Origin of the sequence: Rheinheimera soli, assembly GCF_031457405.1 — a bacterium.
In the GTDB taxonomy this organism is placed as follows: Bacteria; Pseudomonadota; Gammaproteobacteria; order Enterobacterales; family Alteromonadaceae; genus Pararheinheimera; species Pararheinheimera soli_A.
Map to the genome: position 1 here is coordinate 1 of NZ_JAVDWR010000001.1, position 19,149 is coordinate 19,149.

A 19,149-nucleotide genomic window follows, 5' to 3' on the forward strand; every position below is an offset into this window, starting at 1 on the left:
ATCAACTGGATGTTTGATGTGGATGGAGCCCGGCGAAAATTGAACCGGGCGTATGGCAATTTAATCAGTCAGAATTAAGTGGAAAGAGCACTAGTTCCGTTTTTGCTATTGAATCTTTACTCCTCCACAAAGCTGCTGTTTTGTTGTTAAAGCAGTGGTTTTGTGGCGGATTTGTGTTTCAGCGCTGATGAGAGCCTGATGTTGTTGAGCAGATCAAAACCAGCTAAACTCAGGCTATCAATAAAGAGGTGCGGTTCTGATGAATAAACCACAATTGCGTAAGCGCTTCGACGCAACCAAGGTTGCCAATTACAACGAAAGCCTGAGGTTGGAAGGATTGAAGCCGACAGACAAAACCAGACAACAGCTACACCCTAAGCTGGCCGCCAAACTTAAAGAATTGCAAAGCTCTGATGACTGACAAGTACGGGGTCGGGAATGATCCTTATTGTTACCCAGGCACTTCCATACTTATTAATTTACTTGATATCCACTCTGAAGCAGAACTTGAAGAAGCCGAGGTTGAGCTTACTTCTTTCAGATTAAAAAACTTTGAACCTGATTTTGACAATCTGACTTTTGGTTATCTATGCCATATCCATCGGTATTTATTTCAGGATTTGTATGCCTGGGCAGGGGAAATCAGGACTGTCGACATATCAAAGGATCAAACGCATTTTTGTAATCTGAGGTTTATTCTTCCTGAAGCTGAAAAATGCTTTAATTTTCTGGTCAAACATAAAAATCTGTTGGATTTGAGCATGGATGAGTTTGTGCAACATCTTGCGGATTTTTTCTGTGAGATGAATGTTGTACATCCGTTTAGAGAAGGCAATGGCAGAGCTTTGCGACTGTTTTGCGAAGTGCTTGCTTTGCAGGCCGGTTATGAACTGAGTTGGAAATCCATTACTCAGGAAGCGTGGTTAGCTGCGAATGTTGCAGGTTATTTAGGCGATTTAAACCCATTGATAGCACTGTTTCAGCAAGCAACGAAGCCTATAACAGTTCGCTGAAAGTAGAGGGAATTGTCTTGAAAATGATCTACACCCATGAAAACCGGTTGATTGTCAGTAATATCAAAAATATTCTGCAGCGCCGTGGTTTTGAAGTTTTTGTCAAAAACGAACATGCAGTGAGCATCATAGGTGAAGTATCTGCTTTTGATAGCTGGTTGCAGTTATGGCTGGTGGATGAAAACGATTTTGCCTTAGCCAGCCGGATAGTACAGAGCCTGAAACTGGATAGTGAGGCCGAAGACTGGGTCTGTAGTCAGTGCGCTGAAGAAAATGCCGCTTCCTTTGAGTTGTGCTGGAACTGTGGCACTGATCAGGGCTGAGCAAACAGAAATAACTGCGGCGCAGGCTTTGGCGCTGTATAGTCTTGCTGACTATCCCACAGATGAAAAATCGTATGAATTTAGATAAAGCGAAAAAACGCCTGTCAAAACAACTGACCAAAGGCTTTGAAGGTTATCCAAGCGTGTCGCTGGCCTACTTTGGTGAAACAGCGGATAAAGCCACCGAAGTGGTGGTGACCTTTGTACTGGAAGAAGGGGCTGCAGCGCAGCAGCAAAAATTCTCAGGTACAGAAGATGTGCGGCAGGATGAGACTATTCAGTCTGTACTGGTTAAAATTATTGAACGCTCTGGTGCCAAAACAGTGACTGAAGTTCCGGGTGTCGGCTTTAAATAATCAGCCATAAATAAGCTGCACTAAAAAGGCCCTGTCAGGCGCCAATTACAGTCGGAGTCGATTGCTCCCGCAAAGCTGCTTCGAGTTTTTTCGTGGTGCTGATATCCACCAGGGTAATAACGACGCCGTCTATCACGTTATCCAAGCGGCGATACGGCATAATGCGTACGGTAAACCAGCGCTCGTCACTGGTCGGAATTTGTTTTTCTGAAAACACTAAGGTACGTAAGGTGTCCTGGGCGTCCTGATGCAGGCTAGGGTAAATCAAGCTGCTGGTCAGGTCGGTCAGAGGCCTGCCCAAATCACTTTCACGCAGGTTAATAATTTTGGCGGCTCTGTCGGTGTAACGTCTGACATTAAGCTGCTGATCTAAAAACAATACCGCTATTTCAATACTGTTCAGGGTGTTTTGCAAATCACTTTGTGCCAGAGCTAAATCATCCAGTTTGGTTTGCAGTTCGGTGTTAATGGTTTGCAGCTCTTCATTCATCGACTGCATTTCTTCTTTCGAGGTGGTTAATTCCTCGTTGGTGGATTGCAGCTCTTCATTGGTGGACTGCAATTCTTCATTACTGGATTGAAGCTCTTCTTTGGAGGCCTGAGTTTCTTCACGCAACAGCTGAATTTCATCCAGGTATTGTTGCTGTACTGCAGCTAACGAAAAATCGACGCTTGAGACCGGGTCTTGCGGGTCTGTTACTTCACCTGCCACATCACGGAATACGATCATGGTCATGCCCTGTAAGGCTGCTGGTTCACGCAATGCTTGTACAGTCACATCCACTCTTTGTGTTGTGTCGTGCACTGATACCGTCAAGCCACGTAGCTGCAAGGGCGCACTATGTTGAGATGCTTGTTTTAATGCGGTGGCAAGCGGAGCCCTTAATCCTTCCCGTGCCATGGCATGGAAATTCCAGTTGGCTTTGCCAGCAGCAGGTTCGAGGTATTTGCCTGTTCTGCCACTGATATAAACAATATCGCCGCCATTATTCAGTACTACTGCAGCTGGTGAATAGACCTGAAGCAACAGCTGATCGGCTGCGTTTTGCAGGTTATTGGTTTTTGGCACAGCAGGTTTATCAGTGGGCACTGGATGCTCCTTAGCAAGGGTCGACAGCGGAGGGAAAGATTGGACTGGCAGCTTAGATCCGGCCTGAGTTTGGCGCGGCTGGCGCTGGTACAGTCTTAACTTGGCCTGCACTGGGGTAAATAAATCATGAAAACGGCCTGTGGTTTCTGAACTGCCGAGCAGCAAAATACCTTGATCACGCAGGCTGTAGTGAAACAGGGGCAACAAGCGGCGTTGCAGTACTGTATCAAAATAAATCAACAGGTTGCGACAAACAATTAAATCCAACCTGGTAAAAGGCGCGTCAAGAATAACATCATGTTGCGCATATAAAATTAAATCGCGAACTGCTTGTTTGATTTGATAGCAGTTGTCATGGCGAACAAAAAAACGTTCCAGCCGTTCGGCCGATACCTGTTCAGCTATGGCCAAAGGGTATTGACCACGGCGTGCACTGGCAATGGCGTCAGGACTGAGATCGGAAGCGAAAATTTGCAGGCTGTAGCCTTTAAACTCGCTGTGTTTTTCTAATAGTTCGCAAAAGGTAATTGCAAGCGAGCAGGCTTCTTCCCCGGTAGAGCAGCCAATACACCAGGCCCGTATCGCTTTGGTTTCCATGCGGTGTTGCAGTAATTCAGGCAAGACCAGATCCGATAAATGCTGCCAGACGGCTGGCTCGCGAAAAAAGTGAGTGACACCAATCAGCAGTTCTTTAAACAGTAAATCCAGTTCCTGCGAATTGTTGTGCAAAAAAGTTGAGTAGTCTGACAAAGACGCCACAGAGTGGATCGCCATACGACGTTCAATACGGCGCAATAAAGTGCTGGTTTTATAGGATGAGAAATCATGGCGGCTGTGACGCTGCAGCTGCACCACTATTTTTTGTAAAAAATCTGAGGGCATATCCGCATTGTCTAAGGAGTTTTCCTGCTGTGGATGAACTTCTGGCTTGTGAGCTAATACTGCCAGAATACGACCTGGCAGTTCGGCTGGGGTATCAATGATGTCGGCAAAGCCCGCACTGATAACACTGTTGGGCATGGAATCAAATTGGGCTGAATCCGGCTTTTGTACTGCAGATAACCCCCCCACAGCTTTAATTGCCTGAGCGCCTGTTGTGCCATCTGAACCCATACCGGACAGCACCACTGCTATAGCTTTGTCGCCAAGGGCGCTCGCCAGAGAGGAAAATAAAACATCAACAGGTAAACGTAAACCCCGGGCTTCTTCGGGTTTAGCTAAGTGCAAGGCGCCATTGACGACTGACAGTTCAGTGTCTGGTGGGATCACATACAGGTGATTAGCTTTTACCAGCATGCCCTGACTGGCTGGCTGCACTGGCATAGTGGTGACCCGCTGCAATAACTCAGGCAACAGCGCTTTTTTTGTCGGATCCAGATGCTGAACCACAATCCAGGCCAAACCCGTGTCGGCTGGCGTTTGTGCCAGAAATTGATTCAATGCTTCCAGACCTCCGGCCGATGCGCCTATGCCAACGATACGTATTGCTTTGGTTTCTGAGGTCTGGGAAATAGTGTGTGAACTCAATCAGATAGTGCTCATTACAGAGAAGAAGATGGCCCGCTGCTGCCCGCGGGCATTAAAATTCATTCAGACACAGCAATGCTTTAGCTGGGTAATTTTGGTTCGTCATCGTTGACCATCATCATTATGGCGCGACGGTCCGGCGATAAGCTGATGTTCAGTTCCAGGCTTTGCTGGCCTTGCTGAGCCGGACTTGTCGTCAGGATTTTGTTCAGGCTGGTATCACCACTTTGCAGTCTGGCCAAAGCCGCCCGCAATTGAGCTTTACTTTCATTGTTTAACAACGAATCTACCGGCTGGCCAAGCAGCTGCGCTGTGACTGTGCCAAACAAGCGGGCGGCGGCCAGGTTGCAATCCATAATGACGCCATCCGTTCTGAGCAGCATACAGCCTGTAGGGGCCATCTCGAAAAACATCCGGTAGCAGTTCAGTTCATGACTGGATTCCAGTTCATTGGCCTGCAGTTGTTCAAGCTGCATATCCAGCTCAACCTGATAGGTTTGCAGCTCGTGTAGCAGCTTCAAGCCATCCACTGCAGTGTCAGGTTCATTGCTTAGCTGGTACAGCACAGCAAGCGCTTCAGCACTGGCGGCCACTGTGTCACTGCATTTGGCTGTGCCATTTTTAATTCTTTCGTTTGCTTGCTGGCGTAAAGAAGTAAAGTCTTCATGGGGATGGTTGAAGTCAGACATACAAATCTCCGTTTTGAGTGACGATGATGTACCGCGCTTGCTGTCACAAGTGGACGGCGGACAGAGGGCCATCTGCGTCTGGCTTCCCTAAAACTAAATAGCCAGAGGAGTATAGACCTATTTGTTAATCTGATGCACTGATTAATGCAACAGCATGATGACAGGGCATGGATAAACCCCAGCCCAATAGCATCAATTTTTTGCCTTTTGAACCATATCACGCACATCCTTCAGTAACTGCTGAGCGTCGTACACTACGCCGTCTTTGATGGTGTAACGCACACCTTTGCTACGCTCTGGCTCATTGTTGTCGTTTAAACGGTAATGGCCTGTGCCATACAGCACTTTAAAATTCGCCAGCGGGTTTTCGGCCACTATCAGCATATCGGCCTTTTTACCAGGTACTAAGCTGCCGATGTCTTTCTCCATACCCAAAGCTGTAGCACCGTTTAAGGTAGCGACCTGTATGACTTCCAGCGGGTTAAAACCTGCTTCACGCAGCAGTTCCAGTTCCTGAATATAAGCAAAACCATAAATTTTATAGATATAACCAGCGTCTGATCCGGCAGTTACACGACCGCCGTGGTTTTTGTAGTCGTTTAAGAACTGAAACCAGATGCGATAATTTTCACGCCAGGCAATTTCCTGATCTGTAGTCCAGTCAAACCAAAATGAACCATGGGCGTAACGGTTTGGTTTAAAAAAGTCAGTTAAAGTGGGCAGGGTATAGTCCTGATGCCATTCGGCGTTGCGCTGGGCGCTGGCATCCCGGGTGGCCTCGTAAATGGTCAGGGTAGGGTTGATGGTAAAGTCCAGTTTAATCAATTCATCCCGCACTGCATTCCATTTTTCTGAACCCGGTGCTGCAGCTTGTTTCCACAACTGGCCTGCGCTGGCGAATCTGTCCTGCTCATTCTGATAGTTGTAGCTGGCCGGGTAATTTTGGATCACCTGTCCTGTAAACAAAGCTTCAGGCAAACCATACCAATGCTCCATAGAAGTTAAGCCCATGCGGGCACTGTCCAGTACATTGGTGCCCATCACGTTGAGTTGAGCGTGGTGCATCATAGTGCCAAGTTTTTGTTTTTTTGCTTCATCCAAAGCGGCCGAGATAATAGCGGGCGTTGAACCAAAAAACTTGATGCCCGAGGCTCCGGATTTTTTAATATTCCGCACCCAATCCCTTGCCTGTTCCGGGCTGAACACGGGTTTGCTCAGGCCTTGACCAAAGCCGACATAAGGCACAATACGCGGAGCCACTATAGTGTTTTTTTCTGCGGCTTTGACATGGCGCATAGTCCAGTCGACGCCGTTAAAACTGCCAGGTTCACGCACTGTGGTAATGCCGTGTGCCAGCCAGAGTTTAAACACATATTCAGCGGGCGTGCCGTTGGCAGAGCCACCAATATGACCATGCATATCGACAAAACCCGGCAGGATATACATGCCGCTGAGATCCATTTCCTGATCCCCAGGCTGAGCTTTTGGCCGTCCTTGCGGCACTACAGGCACACCCGGATTTCCTACAGCTTTGATTTCAGTGATGCGGTCGTTTTCAATCACAATATCCACAGGCCCAACAGGTGGCGCCCCTTCGCCACTGATGTAAGTGCCACCCCGTAAAATCAGCCGTTTATAAGGACCTTCGCCTCTGTCCCGTTCCGGTGCTGACGGGGTTCGTTCAGGTGTGGCTGCAGCTTCGGCAAACACAGGCATCAAGGTCAGCACAAGAGCTGTACTGAGCAACAGGCGAATACGCATAGATTTTCCTTCATTATTATCTTGTCATGTATGCATGGTTTTACTATGGCAAGGGCTTGCTGAGGCCGCAACTTAATACGTTTAACAGGGGAATTGCAGCGATAACCAGTCTGTGCTTTGGTGTTGGAGAACAGCTTAGCTACTGATTTTCTTTATGTTGTTGATAGTCAATATAAGTGCTTTCGCATATACTTATGCGCCTTCGTGGCCGACCTTCATACTTCAAAATAAAATAATGGAGAGCCTTCTTGAACAAATCCAAACAACCAATCCGCATTTTTGCAACCAGAGTCAGCTTATTAGGTGCAGCCGTTACCGCAGCCTTATCTTCAGTGGCATGGGCGGAAGAGAAATCACAAGCAACAAAAGACGACAGCATTGAAATCATTCAGGTGACAGCCACCAAACGTACTCAGGTGATTTATGAAGTACCACTTGCTATCAGTGCTTTTAGCGGTGATGCACTGGCAGAACAGGGCATCAGCGACCTGACAGATGTAGGCAAGTTTGTGCCTAACCTGAATGTGACTGGTTTTTCTGCAGGACATACCTCGTCAGCCAACCCATTTATTCGGGGTATTGGTTTGCAGGATCACCTGATCACCACAGATCCAGGTGTCAGTGTCTATGTGGATGGTGTGTATCTGGGCCGCCAGGTTGGCCAGAACTGGAATTTGAGCAATATTGAACGGATAGAGGTATTACGTGGCCCTCAGGGCACTTTATATGGTCGTAACTCTATTGGTGGTGCTATTAATATCATCACCAAACAACCAAACGAAGTGGCTGTCACTAAAGTTGCATTAGAAGCAGGTAGCCGTGGCCGTGCAAAAGGGGATCTGTTTGTTAATCGTGAGCTGACCGATACGCTGGCCTTTAACTTTAATGCCGGTTACAACCAGCGCAACGGTCTGGGCACATTTATTAATGTGCCTGACGCTGAATACGATGTGGGTGAAACTCAGGAAGCTTATGGCCGTTTTTCGGTCAAGTTCACGCCCAATGACGATTTCAGTCTAGTGTTGACTGCAGATGGCAATGACGGTGAAGGCGGCTTACGTCCTTATACTGTGCTGATTGACGAAGTGCCAAATGGCGCTTATTACACTGGTATGAGATTTGGTGCGCCAACACCCACTGGCCCGCTGCGTAATTCTGATCTGGCGCCCAATATTTATGACAATGCGACAGGCACTCGTGAAGTCACAACAGTCAGCAATGAAGCCAGTGGTCTGTCTTTAACGGCCGACTGGAGTCTGAACGACGAGTTGTCGACCAAGGCTGTGCTGAGCAACAGAAGCTCCGAATACAAAGCGGGTTTAGATGATGACGGTACAGTTTATACGCTGGATCATTACCCTGAACGGGGTGATGCGGATCAAACATCAGCAGAATGGCAGTTATCTGGCTTTTATGGCGAGATGGACTTTGTGTCAGGCCTGTACTGGTTTGAAGAAAAGGGCAGCAATCGTCAGGGCGAAGACTCACGTTTTAATGGCGGCGCTAATACGCTGGAACTGGATCAAACTTCAACCAGTCGCGCTGTGTTTGCCAATGTGGGTTATCAGTTGACCGACGATTTGCGCCTGGCCGGTGGTTTACGTTTTAACAAAGACAAAAAAGACGTAGTGGCAAACGTGGGTATTGGTCCTTTTGCCGCCAGCGATGAATGGAGCCAGATGAGTTACGACTTGTCAGCCAGCTACCGTATGGAAAATGGTATGAACCTGTACGGCACCATTCAGAGCGGTTATCAGTCAGGCCAATTCCCGGCTCGTCCTTACTGCTTATTTGGTAACCCACAATGTTTAGTGGCGACGGATAACATCACTGCTGTGAACTACGAAATGGGTATCAAAGGTCAGGTGACTGATACCTTCAGTATGAGCGTCGCAGTGTTTAACACCGTATTTGACGACTTGCCTTATCAGGTCAGCACTACAGCTGAAGGTGGGTTCAGCACCACAAATCTGGTCGTCAGCCAAACCTCCCGTGGTATTGAGTGGGAGAGTACAGTGTATTTTTCGAACGCCTTTAAGCTGCATAGTGCTTTGGGCTGGATTGATGTGGATGTGGATGAAAAAGACGGGGTCAAACCTGTTGCTCCTCTGACTCCGGAGTTAACCGCTGCTATTGGGCCTTCTTACGAGTTTGCATTAGCAAGCGGCGCCTCTGTTACCGCCCGTATCGACTATTCATTCCGTGATGAGATGTATGGTGAGCCCAGTTCAGACCCGGGTCGCCTGACTCAAATCGATAGCCGTGAGCTGGTGAATATGGATATAGCTTACAGCCCTGCCAGCGGTGACTGGACAGTGGCTCTGTATGGCCACAATATCTTTGATGAACGTTATGACAATGCCCGCTTAAACACTGGCGATTATATACTCAGAATTCTGAGCAACGATGCCAGTGAATTTGGTGTGCGTTATACAGCGCAGTTCTGATAGTCACTTTCTGTTCTGAATAAAGCCCATGACGCTGCCGTCATGGGCTTTTTTTATCTGAATTTGTATTATCTGGCGCTGGCACCACCGCCACCCAAAAACATGGCTGCACCCAGCACAAAACCAATATCGTACCAGCCCCCTGAGTTTGGAAATGCGTAGATGCGCACGTCGGTAAAATAGCTGCCAATTAAGCTGAACAGGATACAAAAGCCGTGAATAAGCCCCATCACAAAACTCATAGCTTCAGTTTCGCTTTGGCCAGCTACAGGTTGAGTGGCACATCCGGCCAGAATGCCAGCGGCGACAATAAACAGGATCAGGGTTTTATAGTTGATGAAGACACGTTTGATCAATTGCATAACTATCCTTGATAAGAGTTTAGAGTTTAGAGTTTAGAGTTTAGAGTTTAGTATTCAACAGCTTGTATACCGTGATTTGCGATGCAATACCCTGCTCGCGATTCAGTGTAACACAGGGACCTGAGGGGGTGTTTTGTTTAAAAAAACAGCAGAACCAGTAACTGACAGAGGTCGTTTTGTTTTAGAGCAAGTCTGAAACTGGGGCCTTGTTTTGATCTGGTTTATCTTTAAAGCATTCTGCTTTAGCTGAGTTTGTCATTTGCGATTCTATCTGTGCCTCTGGCTACTGATGTGGCCTGTATCAGCGGTAAGTCAGGATGATGTTGCCCCAACAGACTCTGCCATGCTGATCCGCATCGCGGCTGAAGACAATTGGCCGCCATTTTCAGACCATCAGGGTAAAGGTTTGTCTGAGCAACATAAACACAGGTTTAAACGTATTGAAGTATCGACTCATGCTCAACTTATTGGTTTGTTAAATACCAACAAGCTGGATTTGGCGATATTTTTTGATGATGTGTTGCATTATTACCTGCAGCACGAAGGCATTAAGGCGCAGAATGTTCAGCGTGGTCAGTTGAACTATACCAGCGAAATTTATCTGGCTTTTACCAAAGATAATCCTCACAGCATCAGAAGGGCAGAAGCTTTGGATGCAGGTATAGATCAGCTTAAAAAATCCGGAGAGTATCAGCGACTGTTAAACCGCATCAGGCCTTCATTTACGAAAATCCCTAAAAGTGCAAAAGAAATGGGCCGCTAAACATATAAAACACTTCAAAATCAAATGCCTGGGTAATCCTGCAAAAAGTATTGAGATAAAGTCTGTTGTTAATACCATACTCAATGCAATGGGTGGTCGGGGCAGAACACTGCAAGTCCTCATAACAATTCAGCTGATAAGGCGTCATGTTGATGACAAACTACATAGTATTTGTGGTGGTTGTGTGTTTCCGTATTGGAGTTTTTATTGCTGTGGCAGGCCTGAGTGCTGTGGCTGTTGCCACAGAACATGATGCCAGCGCCGATCATGAAACCCAGCTTGAGCATATTCTGGTGACAGCGCAACGGCGTGTTCAGAATGCTCAGGAAGTGCCAGTTTCTATTGCCACCTTAAGTGGTGAAAAACTGGATGCTTTGTTTTCCTCAGGTGATGATATTCAGGCATTAACCAGCAAGATCCCCGGTTTATATATCGAATCATCGAATGGCCGGATAGCGCCACGTTTTTACATCAGAGGTTTAGGCAATACAGATTTCGATTTAGCGGCGTCTCAGCCTGTTTCTGTGATCATGGATGAAGTGGTGATGGAAAATGTGGTGCTGAAAAGTTTTCCGCTATTTGATACAGAACAAATTGAAGTGCTGCGGGGGCCACAAGGTTCGTTATTTGGCCGTAACACCACAGCTGGCATAGTAAAAATCACCTCAGTAAAACCAGAGCAGGACTTTTCTGCTTACAGCAAAATGGCCGCAGGTAGTTTAGGAACTCTGAATCTGGAAGCTGCTGCGGGAGGAGGTTTGACTGAAAGCTTGTCCGGACGTATTTCCTTATTGTCGCAACAGCGCTCAGATTATATAGACAATGGATTTACCGAAGAGCGCAATTTTACCGGGGGTCATAAAGAAAAAGCCGGACGTTTGCAATTGCTCTATGAAAGCGCAGACTTTCAGACCTTATTGAATATTCACAGCCGGGATTTGGATGGTTCTTCCTCGGTTTTCCGCGCCAATGTATTAACTACAGGCAGCAACCAACTGAACGAAAATTACCAGCGCGACCGGGTTTGGCATGACAGTGGTGATGGTAACTTCAGGCTTTATAAGGGTTTTGGCGCATCGTTGGCTTTTGAATTTATAGTGCCAGAGATGAGTCTTACCATGATTTCGGCGTTGGAAAAAGCCGATGGCCGGGGTAAAAGTGATGTGGATGGTGGCTACCGTATTGACGCTGATTTTGACGGTGTACCAGAGCAAATGGGGCCTGGTTTTATTCCTTTTAGTGCAGTGACAGAAGATCAGTTAAATAACCTGCAGCAAATCACACAGGAAATTCGTTTAGCCAGTGACACTGATAAGGCAGTGCAGTGGCAAATGGGCGCATTTTATTTTGACTCTTCTTTTGGGGTTACCAGTATCGATGGTTTTTTTGGTGCTACTTCTGTATACCACAGCAACCAGAGTTGGGCTTTATTTGGACAAACAAGTTATGAGCTGACTGAGGCATGGACTCTGAGTGTTGGTATTCGTTATACCTTCGATGAAAAATCTTTCCGGGTCGGTGAGCAAAATGTCGGAGGTGCAGCTTTAGCTGTGGGGGCTGCCCGTATTCAGCAATACGACCCTCTCTTTCAGGATGACGGACAATGGAGCTGGGATTTTAGTTCGAACTACCAGTTCACAAACAAAGTCAGCGGCTTTGCACGCCTTGCCAAAGGCTTTCGCGCTCCGTCCATTCAGGGCCGTAATGTGGCCTTTGAGCGGGACCCAACCACTGCAGAGTCTGAAACTATTCATTCTGCTGAAGTGGGGATAAAATCGGATCTGCTGGATGATTCTCTGCGACTGAATACGGCGCTGTTTTATTACCTCATTGACGATATGCAGCTGTCGGCCATAGGTGGCGCAAGCAACAGCAATACCTTGTTAAATGCTGACAAAGGCACTGGCCATGGTTTTGAAGTGGACTTGACCTGGCATGCAACAAAAAGTTTAGTGATAGCAGGTGGTTTTAGTTACAACCATACAAAGCTCAAAGATGACGATTTATTGGTCGGAACCTGTGCTGCCTGCACTCTGACCAGCCCTTCTATCAATTTGCCAGGAGCTGGCAGTCAGAGGTTTGCTTATGTCAATGGCCATTCGTTTCCTCAGGCCCCTGAAACCATTCTGACGCTTAATGCCCGCTATGGTATTCCGCTTAGAAGTGGCGAGTTATTTTTTTATGGAGATATAGCACTGCAAGGCAAAACCAAGCTGTTTTTGTACCAATCGGAAGAGTTTAATTCCAGCGGTAACTACGAAGCGGGTTTGCGAATAGGCTATCTGAATTTTGCCAGTCATTATGAAGCGGCTTTGTTTGGTCGTAATATCACCGATGAACATAACCTCAAAGGTGCGATCGACTTTAATAATCTGGCTGGTTTTGTTAATGAACCCCGTGTTATAGGTGTTGAGTTTAAAAAGAGTTTTTTCTGAGTGTTGGATCTGAAACAGCCTGAACGGTTCTGAATGATGCCCTCCGGTACTGGTTTATCATTGTGCTGCTGTTGCCAATCAAAATCTTATGCTAAAAGAGTTTGGGATGTCAGCCATGTTTAAGTAGGAGCTGATATGGGCTTCTGTTTAGATTTTGTTTCAAAGGACATGTGATGACTCCTTCTACGCACCCATTATTCTGGCGTCACAGGCGTTTGCCTTATGTGGAGTTACGCCTGGTTCTGGATGGACGCAAAGTCACTTATGCACCGCACTCACATCAGCAGTGGTCTGTGGGCGCTATTCTGGCTGGACAAAGTGAGTTTCTTTGTGCCGACAGGCTGCATTATGTGGAGCAGGGGGCTTTGGTGGTAATGAACCCGGATCAGGTGCATGCCTGCAACCCTCGCCAAGGCTCGCCCTGGGCTTATTATATGATGCATCTGGATAAAAACTGGTTAGCTGACTTTTTAAAGCAAGCAGGTGTCAGAACCCTTACTGCGTGGTGTGATACTCAAAGCGATACGCTCCGCGAAACCTCGTTGTTTGAGCGTTTTGTTGCTATGGCCGGGTATTTGATGTCAGCCCGGCACAAGGTTGATGAAAAAGAACAGAAGTTAAAGACCTGTCTGGTTGAGTTGTTTTTACAGTTGGATAAGCACAGCCAGACGGCTGTTGATCTGTTGCCAGCTAATCCTTTGTATCAGGTGGCCGCTTATCTGAATAAACACTGCGATGAAGACAGGGCTATCGACAGTATCAGTGCAGAGTTTGGTTACAGTGCCGGTTATCTGGTTCGCTCCTTTAAACGTCTTTTTAATATGACGCCTCACGCTTACCGCTTAAACCGACGGGTGCAGCTGGCTCAGCAGGCATTAAAACAAGGGGAAGCTATCTCTGCAGTGGCTCAGAGTACAGGCTTTAGTGATCAATCCCACTTTCAACGTGCGTTTAAACAAAGAGTAGCAGCGACACCGGATCAGTATCGCCGTTCCGTATCAGAGCAGGATCAGGATGCAGCTAGCTGCAAGTAACAGCGCTAACGTTTTATTCAGGAGTCGCATGCTTCTCGGGCTCTGTACATACTGACGCAGCATAATACCTGCCCAAAGCCATGCCGCCAGCGATAGCCAGCAAATAGGCAAATAAAGACCGGCAAACAGCAGTAGTTGTTCGGTGCTGGCCTCTGGAATATAAGCCGCAATACCGGACAAAGATGCCAGCCAGGCTTTGGGATTCAGCCATTGCATTAAGGCACCGGTAATAAAATCCGGCGCTTTAGCTTCTGAGTTATTATTCAGTTCTCCGCTGTCACTGAACAACTGGTAACTCAGATACAACAAAAAAGCGATCCCCAGCCATTGCAGAATCACAGTAAGCAAGGGCAACGTAGCCAGCACATGATGCAAACCAAAACCAATGATTAAAAACAACAGGATAAAACCAAGCGTGGCTCCTGTAATAAAACTCAGGCCTTTAACTACGCCATAACGGGCACCATTGCTGACCGATACCAGATTAACAGGGCCAGGTGAAAATGAAGCGGCAAAGGCAAATAAAGCCATGGAAGTAACAAGGGATAAAGTCATAGTGATGCTCCTGTAATAACTCAACAAGCTGCTGACTATGAACTTTCATGTCACTTAGGTATTGAACAAAACTGACCTTTCGTTTCGTTTTTAACTGCCAGCGGCAGAAAAATCTGCAGTTTACAACTAAGCTGCTGAAACAGGATAAAGCAGCATGTTGCTGCTAAGGAAAACATATGGCTTTGATAACAAACCTGGTGATACTTCTGGTGGCTGTACTGCACTTGTATTTTCTGGTGCTGGAAATGTTTTTATGGGACAAACCCAAGGGCATGAAAGCCTTTGGTCTGACGCCACAAAAGGCAGCTGATACCAAAGTTCTTGCCGCCAATCAGGGCTTATACAATGGCTTTCTGGCGGCAGGTTTATTATGGGGCTTGTTTCAGGGCGTAGTGCATCAGGGCGCTGCAGGCCTTGATTTTAAAGTGTTTTTTCTGCTGTGTGTGGTTGTGGCTGGTGTGTATGGCGCTCTAACGGTCAGTAAGAAAATCTTAATTATTCAGGCTATGCCTGCAGTATTAGCCTTAGTGTTGTTGTTCGTTTTGGGGTGAGGCAAAATGGGGGCACTGGTTTTCGACTCAACTTTGTTTGAATCATTTAATTTTTAAAAACCGGATCTAACTTTAATTCAAAGGACTATAAAGATGAATTTTCTGATCGCAGCTTTATTAACGGCTGCTCTGGTGTTAACTGGTTGTACTTCTTCTACCTACGGCAAAACATTTGAGGCACTTGAGACTAATCAGTCTGCTACAAAAAATCACTATAAATTAAAGGTGTATACCGGTGGTTTTGCAGGGCCGGAATTCGCGAAGAAAGATTTGGATGTTGAAGCTAAAAAATTTATGACAAACAATCCCAGATACAAATCCTACAAGATCCTTTCTGAGGAATTTGAGTTGGTGCCATCAGGTGTTACTTTTGTGGTTGAATTTATAGAATAAACATCACCTTATCTATACACCTTATCTATACACCTTATCCAGGGCCAGCTGCATCACAGCTGGCTGGAAAGCTTTCTCAACTAATGCGACTGTGGTGTCGATCACTAAGGGAAAAACTGCAGGCGAATTTGAAGGGCTAGCGTTTCACACAAATGAACAACGCGTTGCCAGAACCATTATCCCATGCTGCGATTTTTTCGTAGTTATGCTCAAGCACATGCACTTCAAAATAAGGGCAAAGCAGTTGTTCCAGTTCGGCAAAACTGATGGCAACCATAGGGTGCTGGTCTTGCCAGAGTTGTTTCCGATCGGCCGTGGTTTTTTCTATGCTCAGGTTCAACGACTGCTGCTCGCCCGTACCGCTGTAATTCCAGCCGGATTCAAACACAAAATGGCTATCATCAAACACAGCGTTATGCCGTACATAAGAGCTGTTGTCGATTTTGTCTTTATCTACCGCATTAAAACAAAACACCCCACCTGGTTTTAAGGCGTTAAACACGCTGGCGATACAAGCTTTAAGGTTTTTTATACTGGCGCTGTAATGAATGGAGTATAAAAAACAGGTGATCAGATCCACAGGATCTTCTAACTGAAAATCACACATATTCTGTTGCATAAAGCGGGCTTCAGGACAACGTTGCTGAGCTTTATCCAGCATAGGCTTATTTAAATCCAGACCGCTGCTTTGATAACCAGCGTCCAGAAAATGGCGGATATGTGGCCCTGTACCACAAGCTAAATCCAGATGTGTTCTGCCTTCACCACCAAAAAACTGATGCAACCTGCGCGCACTTTGGCTTTGCGCCTGATAGTCGATATCAGCACACATCAGGTCGTAATAACCAGAAAGATCAGTGTAAAGCGCGTTGGATGAATGCATGGTGCTGTATATTTTGCTCAAATTTTCGGCCGCGCATCATATATCAGTTCGGTAATTTTGCGAAGCGGGTCTGAATGGTTCAGAGGAATCAGAGTGTGGGTTTTGTGCAAAAATAGGCTGGATCCTAAAAAACACTTGCCAAGCAGGGGGGAATAACGAGACCCTATAGCACTTTTATTCTGCTGTTGGCTGAATGTCCGGCCATTGCACCAAGGAGATCCCATGTCTAAACCTAAAAGCCGTCGTTTACAGAAAAAGCTCTATTTGGGAGAATTTACTGAATACGGTTTTATGTTGTCCTGTTCGTTAGGCCTGGAGTCTGATCAGGATTTCAGCAAACTGCTGGACCAATTTATCACTCTGATCGAAAGCCGTGATTTAGTGATGGCCGGTGGTGGCGATAAAACTCAGTTTGAAGCCTTTATCTGGTCTGCACACCGTTATGGTTCTGCCACTCAGGAAGATATCGCTGTGATCACAGCATGGTTTAAAGCTCTGCCTTCTGTTGACCAATTAAAGGTCAGCGAGTTAGTGGATGCTAACTATGGTGTTAGTTTTTAACAGATAAACTTGATCTGAGCTTAACTATCATGATCCGGCTGCCAGGCCGGATGCTTGTTACGGCGACTGAAAATCCCATTAAACTTTTATGATGACCTCATGTTGTCATGTACCGGACCTTAGGCTGTTGTTTCTGATTTCGATTTTTATCTGAAAAGCGAAGTTGAGTTCACACAACAACAATGATCAACCGGAGGTCCAACCCGTGTTCAGTAGATTCAAATTAATTACCTTAACGACAGTAAAAAGCTGTTTAGTTTTTTTTACCTTTTTTAACCTCAATGCAGCGAATGCGGATGAATTCCCAAGCTGGGATACGGCCATTACCGCCTATAACGAAGGCCAGGTCAGAAAATTTCACCCCACTTTTGATTTTGACTCAGATGGTTGTTATCCGGGCACGCCATTTCACCGCTATGAATCCTTACGTCAGAACCCGGGTTTAGCAGCAACGTCCAGTTATTATGGTGGCTGTCGTGATGCGGGCTGGGGCAATACCGCCAATACCATTCACAGACAGTTATGCCAGCAAGGTACGGATGGCTGGGAGCGTTGTGCACATTTTTATGAGCTGTATTTTGAGAAAGATCAGGCGGTGCATTTCACCTTTTTAGGTGGCCATCGTCATGATGTGGAAACTGTGATTGTCTGGACTCTGAAAGGTCACAATCAGGAATTTGTCAGCCATGTATCCACCAGCGCTCATGGCAACTTTGATACCCGAGCTATGAACACCTTACAGCAACACAATGGTCATCCGCTGGTGGTGTATCACAAACACGGCATCCGCACCCATGCCTTTCGGTTTGCCAATGCCACTGATAAAGCCAATGTGGAGTTTCTGGGCAATTGGGGCGAGTTTTATGCACCTAATATTATCAGTCACTACCGCGCTGTAGCTGTGTGGGATTCGAATGAGCGCAGCCGCCATGATCGCAATACGCAATACCGCATCGCGCTGGAGCAATCGAACTTTGGTTCAGCCAGCTTTAAAACCCGGAATGATGCGCTGATCATGGATCAGGCGAATAACAATGTGCCTCGTTCTGACGCTTTGTGGGCCAACATCTGGTTTAACTGGGATGATATTGCCGCCACCAAAGCCAAAGAGTTACAGGCAAACTACCCTGGTATTTATCAGGATATTAAAGACAGCTACTGATAATCCGTTCTCTTCCGGGTGTTGCAGTCTGACTGCAGCACCTTGTTTTTATTCCTTTATTTTAGCTCCGCTGTAATTCACAGCCGTGGTACTGGTATGTTATAACGCAGTTAACATCAAACATCAGCAAGGAGACTGACGTGGCTTTTACTGAGCAGGAAAAAACCGCTTTACTGCAGCTAAAAGGCGTAGGCCCTACTGTGATCCAGCGCTTTGAGCAAATTGGTCTGGATTCTTTTGAAAAACTGGCCAGCCACAGCGCTGCCGAAATTGCTGAACGGGTGGCCTCTATGCTCAGAACCAGTTGCTGGAAAAACAGTCCACAGGCTTTGGCTGCTATTGAAGCTGCTATTGAGCGTTCAACTCAGGCTTTGTAATAAAGCATTCAGGAGGCGGATATGGATAACATGTGGGCGGGAGTGGCAATCTTGATAGTGGCAGGTGCTTTGCCCTGTATTATTTCTGGTTATCTGATTGCAGTGAAACAACAGCGCCATCTGATCGCAGGCTGGAACGAGAGTAAAATAAGCAATCCGGTAGCTTATGCAAGGTTAGTTGGTTTTAGTGTACTGCTATTGGGTGTGGCCATTATGTTGATTGCTGCTGGCCTGGCCTTGCAACTACTGACAGAAAACCAGTTGGTTATTTGCCTGTTGGCTGTTTCCGTCTTGCCGGTCATTGCTGCCGTCGCGGCTTATTTCCGCTATCGCAAAGCTTAAGTTTCAGTTCAGCATGGACTGCTACCTTTAAAAGGTACTGTGACATTCTGTTGCACTCAACCGTCTTGAAGAAGGAAACTGAAATGACGCTTACATCAATTATTTTTCCAACTCAGTTGTTTACACCTCTGACTTTGGCACTTTTAATCACAGTCACCCCTGTTGTTGCTCAGACACAGGCCAGTTGCAGCGCTTTAAGAGGCTGTGAACAAAAAATTTGTCAGATAGAAACCCAGCTTAATCTGGCAAAACAAACAGGCGATAACAGTCAGATGACTGGTTTGCAAATGGCTTTGGATAACGCCAGAACCCATTGCAGTGATAATAAATTAAAAGATGATTTAACAAAGCAGCTTGCTGAAGCGAATAAAGATTTGGTGAAGTATCAGGCCGATCTGCAGCAAGCAGAGCAGGATGGCAAAAAAGATAAAGTAGTGAAATACCGTAAAAAGCTGGAAGAAACCAGCAGTGAGATCAAAAGATTAAAAGACCAGTTAAGTCATTTGGAACAATTACCGCGATGAT

The 19,149-nt window shown here is 46.4% G+C and carries 21 protein-coding genes; 15 read left to right on the forward strand and 6 right to left on the reverse strand.

Features of this window, described 5'->3' with window-relative positions; genetic code table 11:
• Nucleotides 1-259: 259 nt before the first annotated feature.
• From J2W69_RS00005 to J2W69_RS00020, 4 genes are all read left to right on the forward strand, one after another.
• Nucleotides 260-421 carry a YhfG family protein gene (locus J2W69_RS00005; protein ID WP_310273270.1) on the forward strand — a complete coding sequence of 54 codons (162 nt, stop codon included), beginning with the start codon at nucleotides 260-262 and terminating at the stop codon, nucleotides 419-421.
• The gene (locus J2W69_RS00010) at nucleotides 414-1,013 is read left to right on the forward strand and encodes a putative adenosine monophosphate-protein transferase Fic (protein ID WP_310273273.1); all 600 of its coding nucleotides are present in this window, start codon (nucleotides 414-416) and stop codon (nucleotides 1,011-1,013) included. The genes J2W69_RS00005 and J2W69_RS00010 overlap by 8 nt, the downstream gene beginning before the upstream one ends.
• Nucleotides 1,014-1,036: 23 nt before the next feature.
• Complete coding sequence (locus J2W69_RS00015) at nucleotides 1,037-1,336, forward strand: putative signal transducing protein (protein ID WP_310275047.1); 300 nt, start codon at nucleotides 1,037-1,039, stop codon at nucleotides 1,334-1,336.
• A gap of 74 nt (nucleotides 1,337-1,410) precedes the next feature.
• The gene (locus J2W69_RS00020; RefSeq protein ID WP_310273276.1) at nucleotides 1,411-1,692 is read left to right on the forward strand and encodes a hypothetical protein; all 282 of its coding nucleotides are present in this window, start codon (nucleotides 1,411-1,413) and stop codon (nucleotides 1,690-1,692) included.
• 34 nt (nucleotides 1,693-1,726) lie between these two features.
• On the opposite strand, the gene J2W69_RS00025 is transcribed toward J2W69_RS00020, so the two are convergent.
• The 3 genes from J2W69_RS00025 to J2W69_RS00035 form a co-directional block, all read right to left on the reverse strand.
• A complete protein-coding gene (locus tag J2W69_RS00025) occupies nucleotides 1,727-4,309 on the reverse strand; it encodes a chemotaxis protein CheB (protein WP_310273279.1) in 2,583 nt (860 codons plus the stop codon).
• A gap of 80 nt (nucleotides 4,310-4,389) precedes the next feature.
• A complete protein-coding gene (locus tag J2W69_RS00030) occupies nucleotides 4,390-4,998 on the reverse strand; it encodes a PAS domain-containing protein (RefSeq protein WP_310273284.1) in 609 nt (202 codons plus the stop codon).
• A 192-nt stretch (nucleotides 4,999-5,190) separates the two neighbouring features.
• Entirely contained in the window at nucleotides 5,191-6,759 is a 1,569-nt protein-coding gene (locus J2W69_RS00035; RefSeq protein WP_310273288.1) for an amidohydrolase family protein, read from the reverse strand.
• Nucleotides 6,760-7,007: 248 nt separating this feature from the next.
• Here J2W69_RS00035 and J2W69_RS00040 point away from each other — a divergent pair, with 248 nt between their 5' ends.
• Entirely contained in the window at nucleotides 7,008-9,206 is a 2,199-nt protein-coding gene (locus tag J2W69_RS00040; protein WP_310273292.1) for a TonB-dependent receptor, read from the forward strand.
• Between the two features lie 68 nt (nucleotides 9,207-9,274).
• Here the strand turns inward: J2W69_RS00040 and J2W69_RS00045 are convergent, their stop codons facing one another.
• Entirely contained in the window at nucleotides 9,275-9,568 is a 294-nt protein-coding gene (locus tag J2W69_RS00045) for a hypothetical protein (RefSeq protein ID WP_310273295.1), read from the reverse strand.
• Nucleotides 9,569-9,857: 289 nt separating this feature from the next.
• Here J2W69_RS00045 and J2W69_RS00050 point away from each other — a divergent pair, with 289 nt between their 5' ends.
• The 3 genes from J2W69_RS00050 to J2W69_RS00060 all read left to right on the forward strand — a co-directional run bounded on the left by J2W69_RS00050 (nucleotide 9,858) and on the right by J2W69_RS00060 (nucleotide 13,800).
• Entirely contained in the window at nucleotides 9,858-10,331 is a 474-nt protein-coding gene (locus tag J2W69_RS00050; protein WP_310273298.1) for a type 2 periplasmic-binding domain-containing protein, read from the forward strand.
• Nucleotides 10,332-10,483: 152 nt separating this feature from the next.
• Nucleotides 10,484-12,766, forward strand: a complete 2,283-nt coding sequence (locus J2W69_RS00055) for a TonB-dependent receptor (protein ID WP_310273301.1) — start codon at nucleotides 10,484-10,486, stop codon at nucleotides 12,764-12,766.
• A gap of 173 nt (nucleotides 12,767-12,939) precedes the next feature.
• Nucleotides 12,940-13,800, forward strand: a complete 861-nt coding sequence (locus tag J2W69_RS00060) for an AraC family transcriptional regulator (RefSeq protein WP_310273304.1) — start codon at nucleotides 12,940-12,942, stop codon at nucleotides 13,798-13,800.
• Here J2W69_RS00060 and J2W69_RS00065 read toward each other — a convergent pair.
• Entirely contained in the window at nucleotides 13,765-14,355 is a 591-nt protein-coding gene (locus J2W69_RS00065; protein ID WP_310273306.1) for a LysE family translocator, read from the reverse strand. The two genes, J2W69_RS00060 and J2W69_RS00065, sit on opposite strands and share 36 nt — an antisense overlap.
• Nucleotides 14,356-14,531: 176 nt before the next feature.
• Between J2W69_RS00065 and J2W69_RS00070 the strand changes: the two genes are divergently transcribed.
• Nucleotides 14,532-14,906: a DUF1304 domain-containing protein gene (locus J2W69_RS00070; protein WP_310273309.1), complete on the forward strand. Its 375-nt coding sequence runs from the start codon at nucleotides 14,532-14,534 to the stop codon at nucleotides 14,904-14,906.
• Between the two features lie 93 nt (nucleotides 14,907-14,999).
• The gene (locus J2W69_RS00075; RefSeq protein WP_310273311.1) at nucleotides 15,000-15,299 is read left to right on the forward strand and encodes a hypothetical protein; all 300 of its coding nucleotides are present in this window, start codon (nucleotides 15,000-15,002) and stop codon (nucleotides 15,297-15,299) included.
• Nucleotides 15,300-15,435: 136 nt separating this feature from the next.
• Here J2W69_RS00075 and J2W69_RS00080 read toward each other — a convergent pair whose 3' ends face one another.
• Nucleotides 15,436-16,182, reverse strand: coding sequence for a class I SAM-dependent DNA methyltransferase (locus J2W69_RS00080; RefSeq protein ID WP_310273314.1), 747 nt, complete (start codon nucleotides 16,180-16,182; stop codon nucleotides 15,436-15,438).
• A gap of 222 nt (nucleotides 16,183-16,404) precedes the next feature.
• Between J2W69_RS00080 and J2W69_RS00085 the strand changes: the two genes are divergently transcribed.
• The 5 genes from J2W69_RS00085 to J2W69_RS00105 all read left to right on the forward strand — a co-directional run bounded on the left by J2W69_RS00085 (nucleotide 16,405) and on the right by J2W69_RS00105 (nucleotide 19,148).
• On the forward strand, nucleotides 16,405-16,743 hold the full coding sequence (locus tag J2W69_RS00085; RefSeq protein ID WP_310273317.1) for a YggL 50S ribosome-binding family protein: 339 nt from the start codon (nucleotides 16,405-16,407) through the stop codon (nucleotides 16,741-16,743).
• A gap of 205 nt (nucleotides 16,744-16,948) precedes the next feature.
• Nucleotides 16,949-17,905, forward strand: a complete 957-nt coding sequence (locus tag J2W69_RS00090; RefSeq protein WP_310273320.1) for an NPP1 family protein — start codon at nucleotides 16,949-16,951, stop codon at nucleotides 17,903-17,905.
• 140 nt (nucleotides 17,906-18,045) lie between these two features.
• On the forward strand, nucleotides 18,046-18,282 hold the full coding sequence (locus J2W69_RS00095; protein ID WP_310273322.1) for a helix-hairpin-helix domain-containing protein: 237 nt from the start codon (nucleotides 18,046-18,048) through the stop codon (nucleotides 18,280-18,282).
• Between the two features lie 21 nt (nucleotides 18,283-18,303).
• Nucleotides 18,304-18,624: a DUF3784 domain-containing protein gene (locus J2W69_RS00100; protein WP_310273325.1), complete on the forward strand. Its 321-nt coding sequence runs from the start codon at nucleotides 18,304-18,306 to the stop codon at nucleotides 18,622-18,624.
• Nucleotides 18,625-18,707: 83 nt separating this feature from the next.
• A complete protein-coding gene (locus J2W69_RS00105) occupies nucleotides 18,708-19,148 on the forward strand; it encodes a DUF1090 domain-containing protein (protein ID WP_310273329.1) in 441 nt (146 codons plus the stop codon).
• Nucleotide 19,149: the final 1 nt, after the last annotated feature.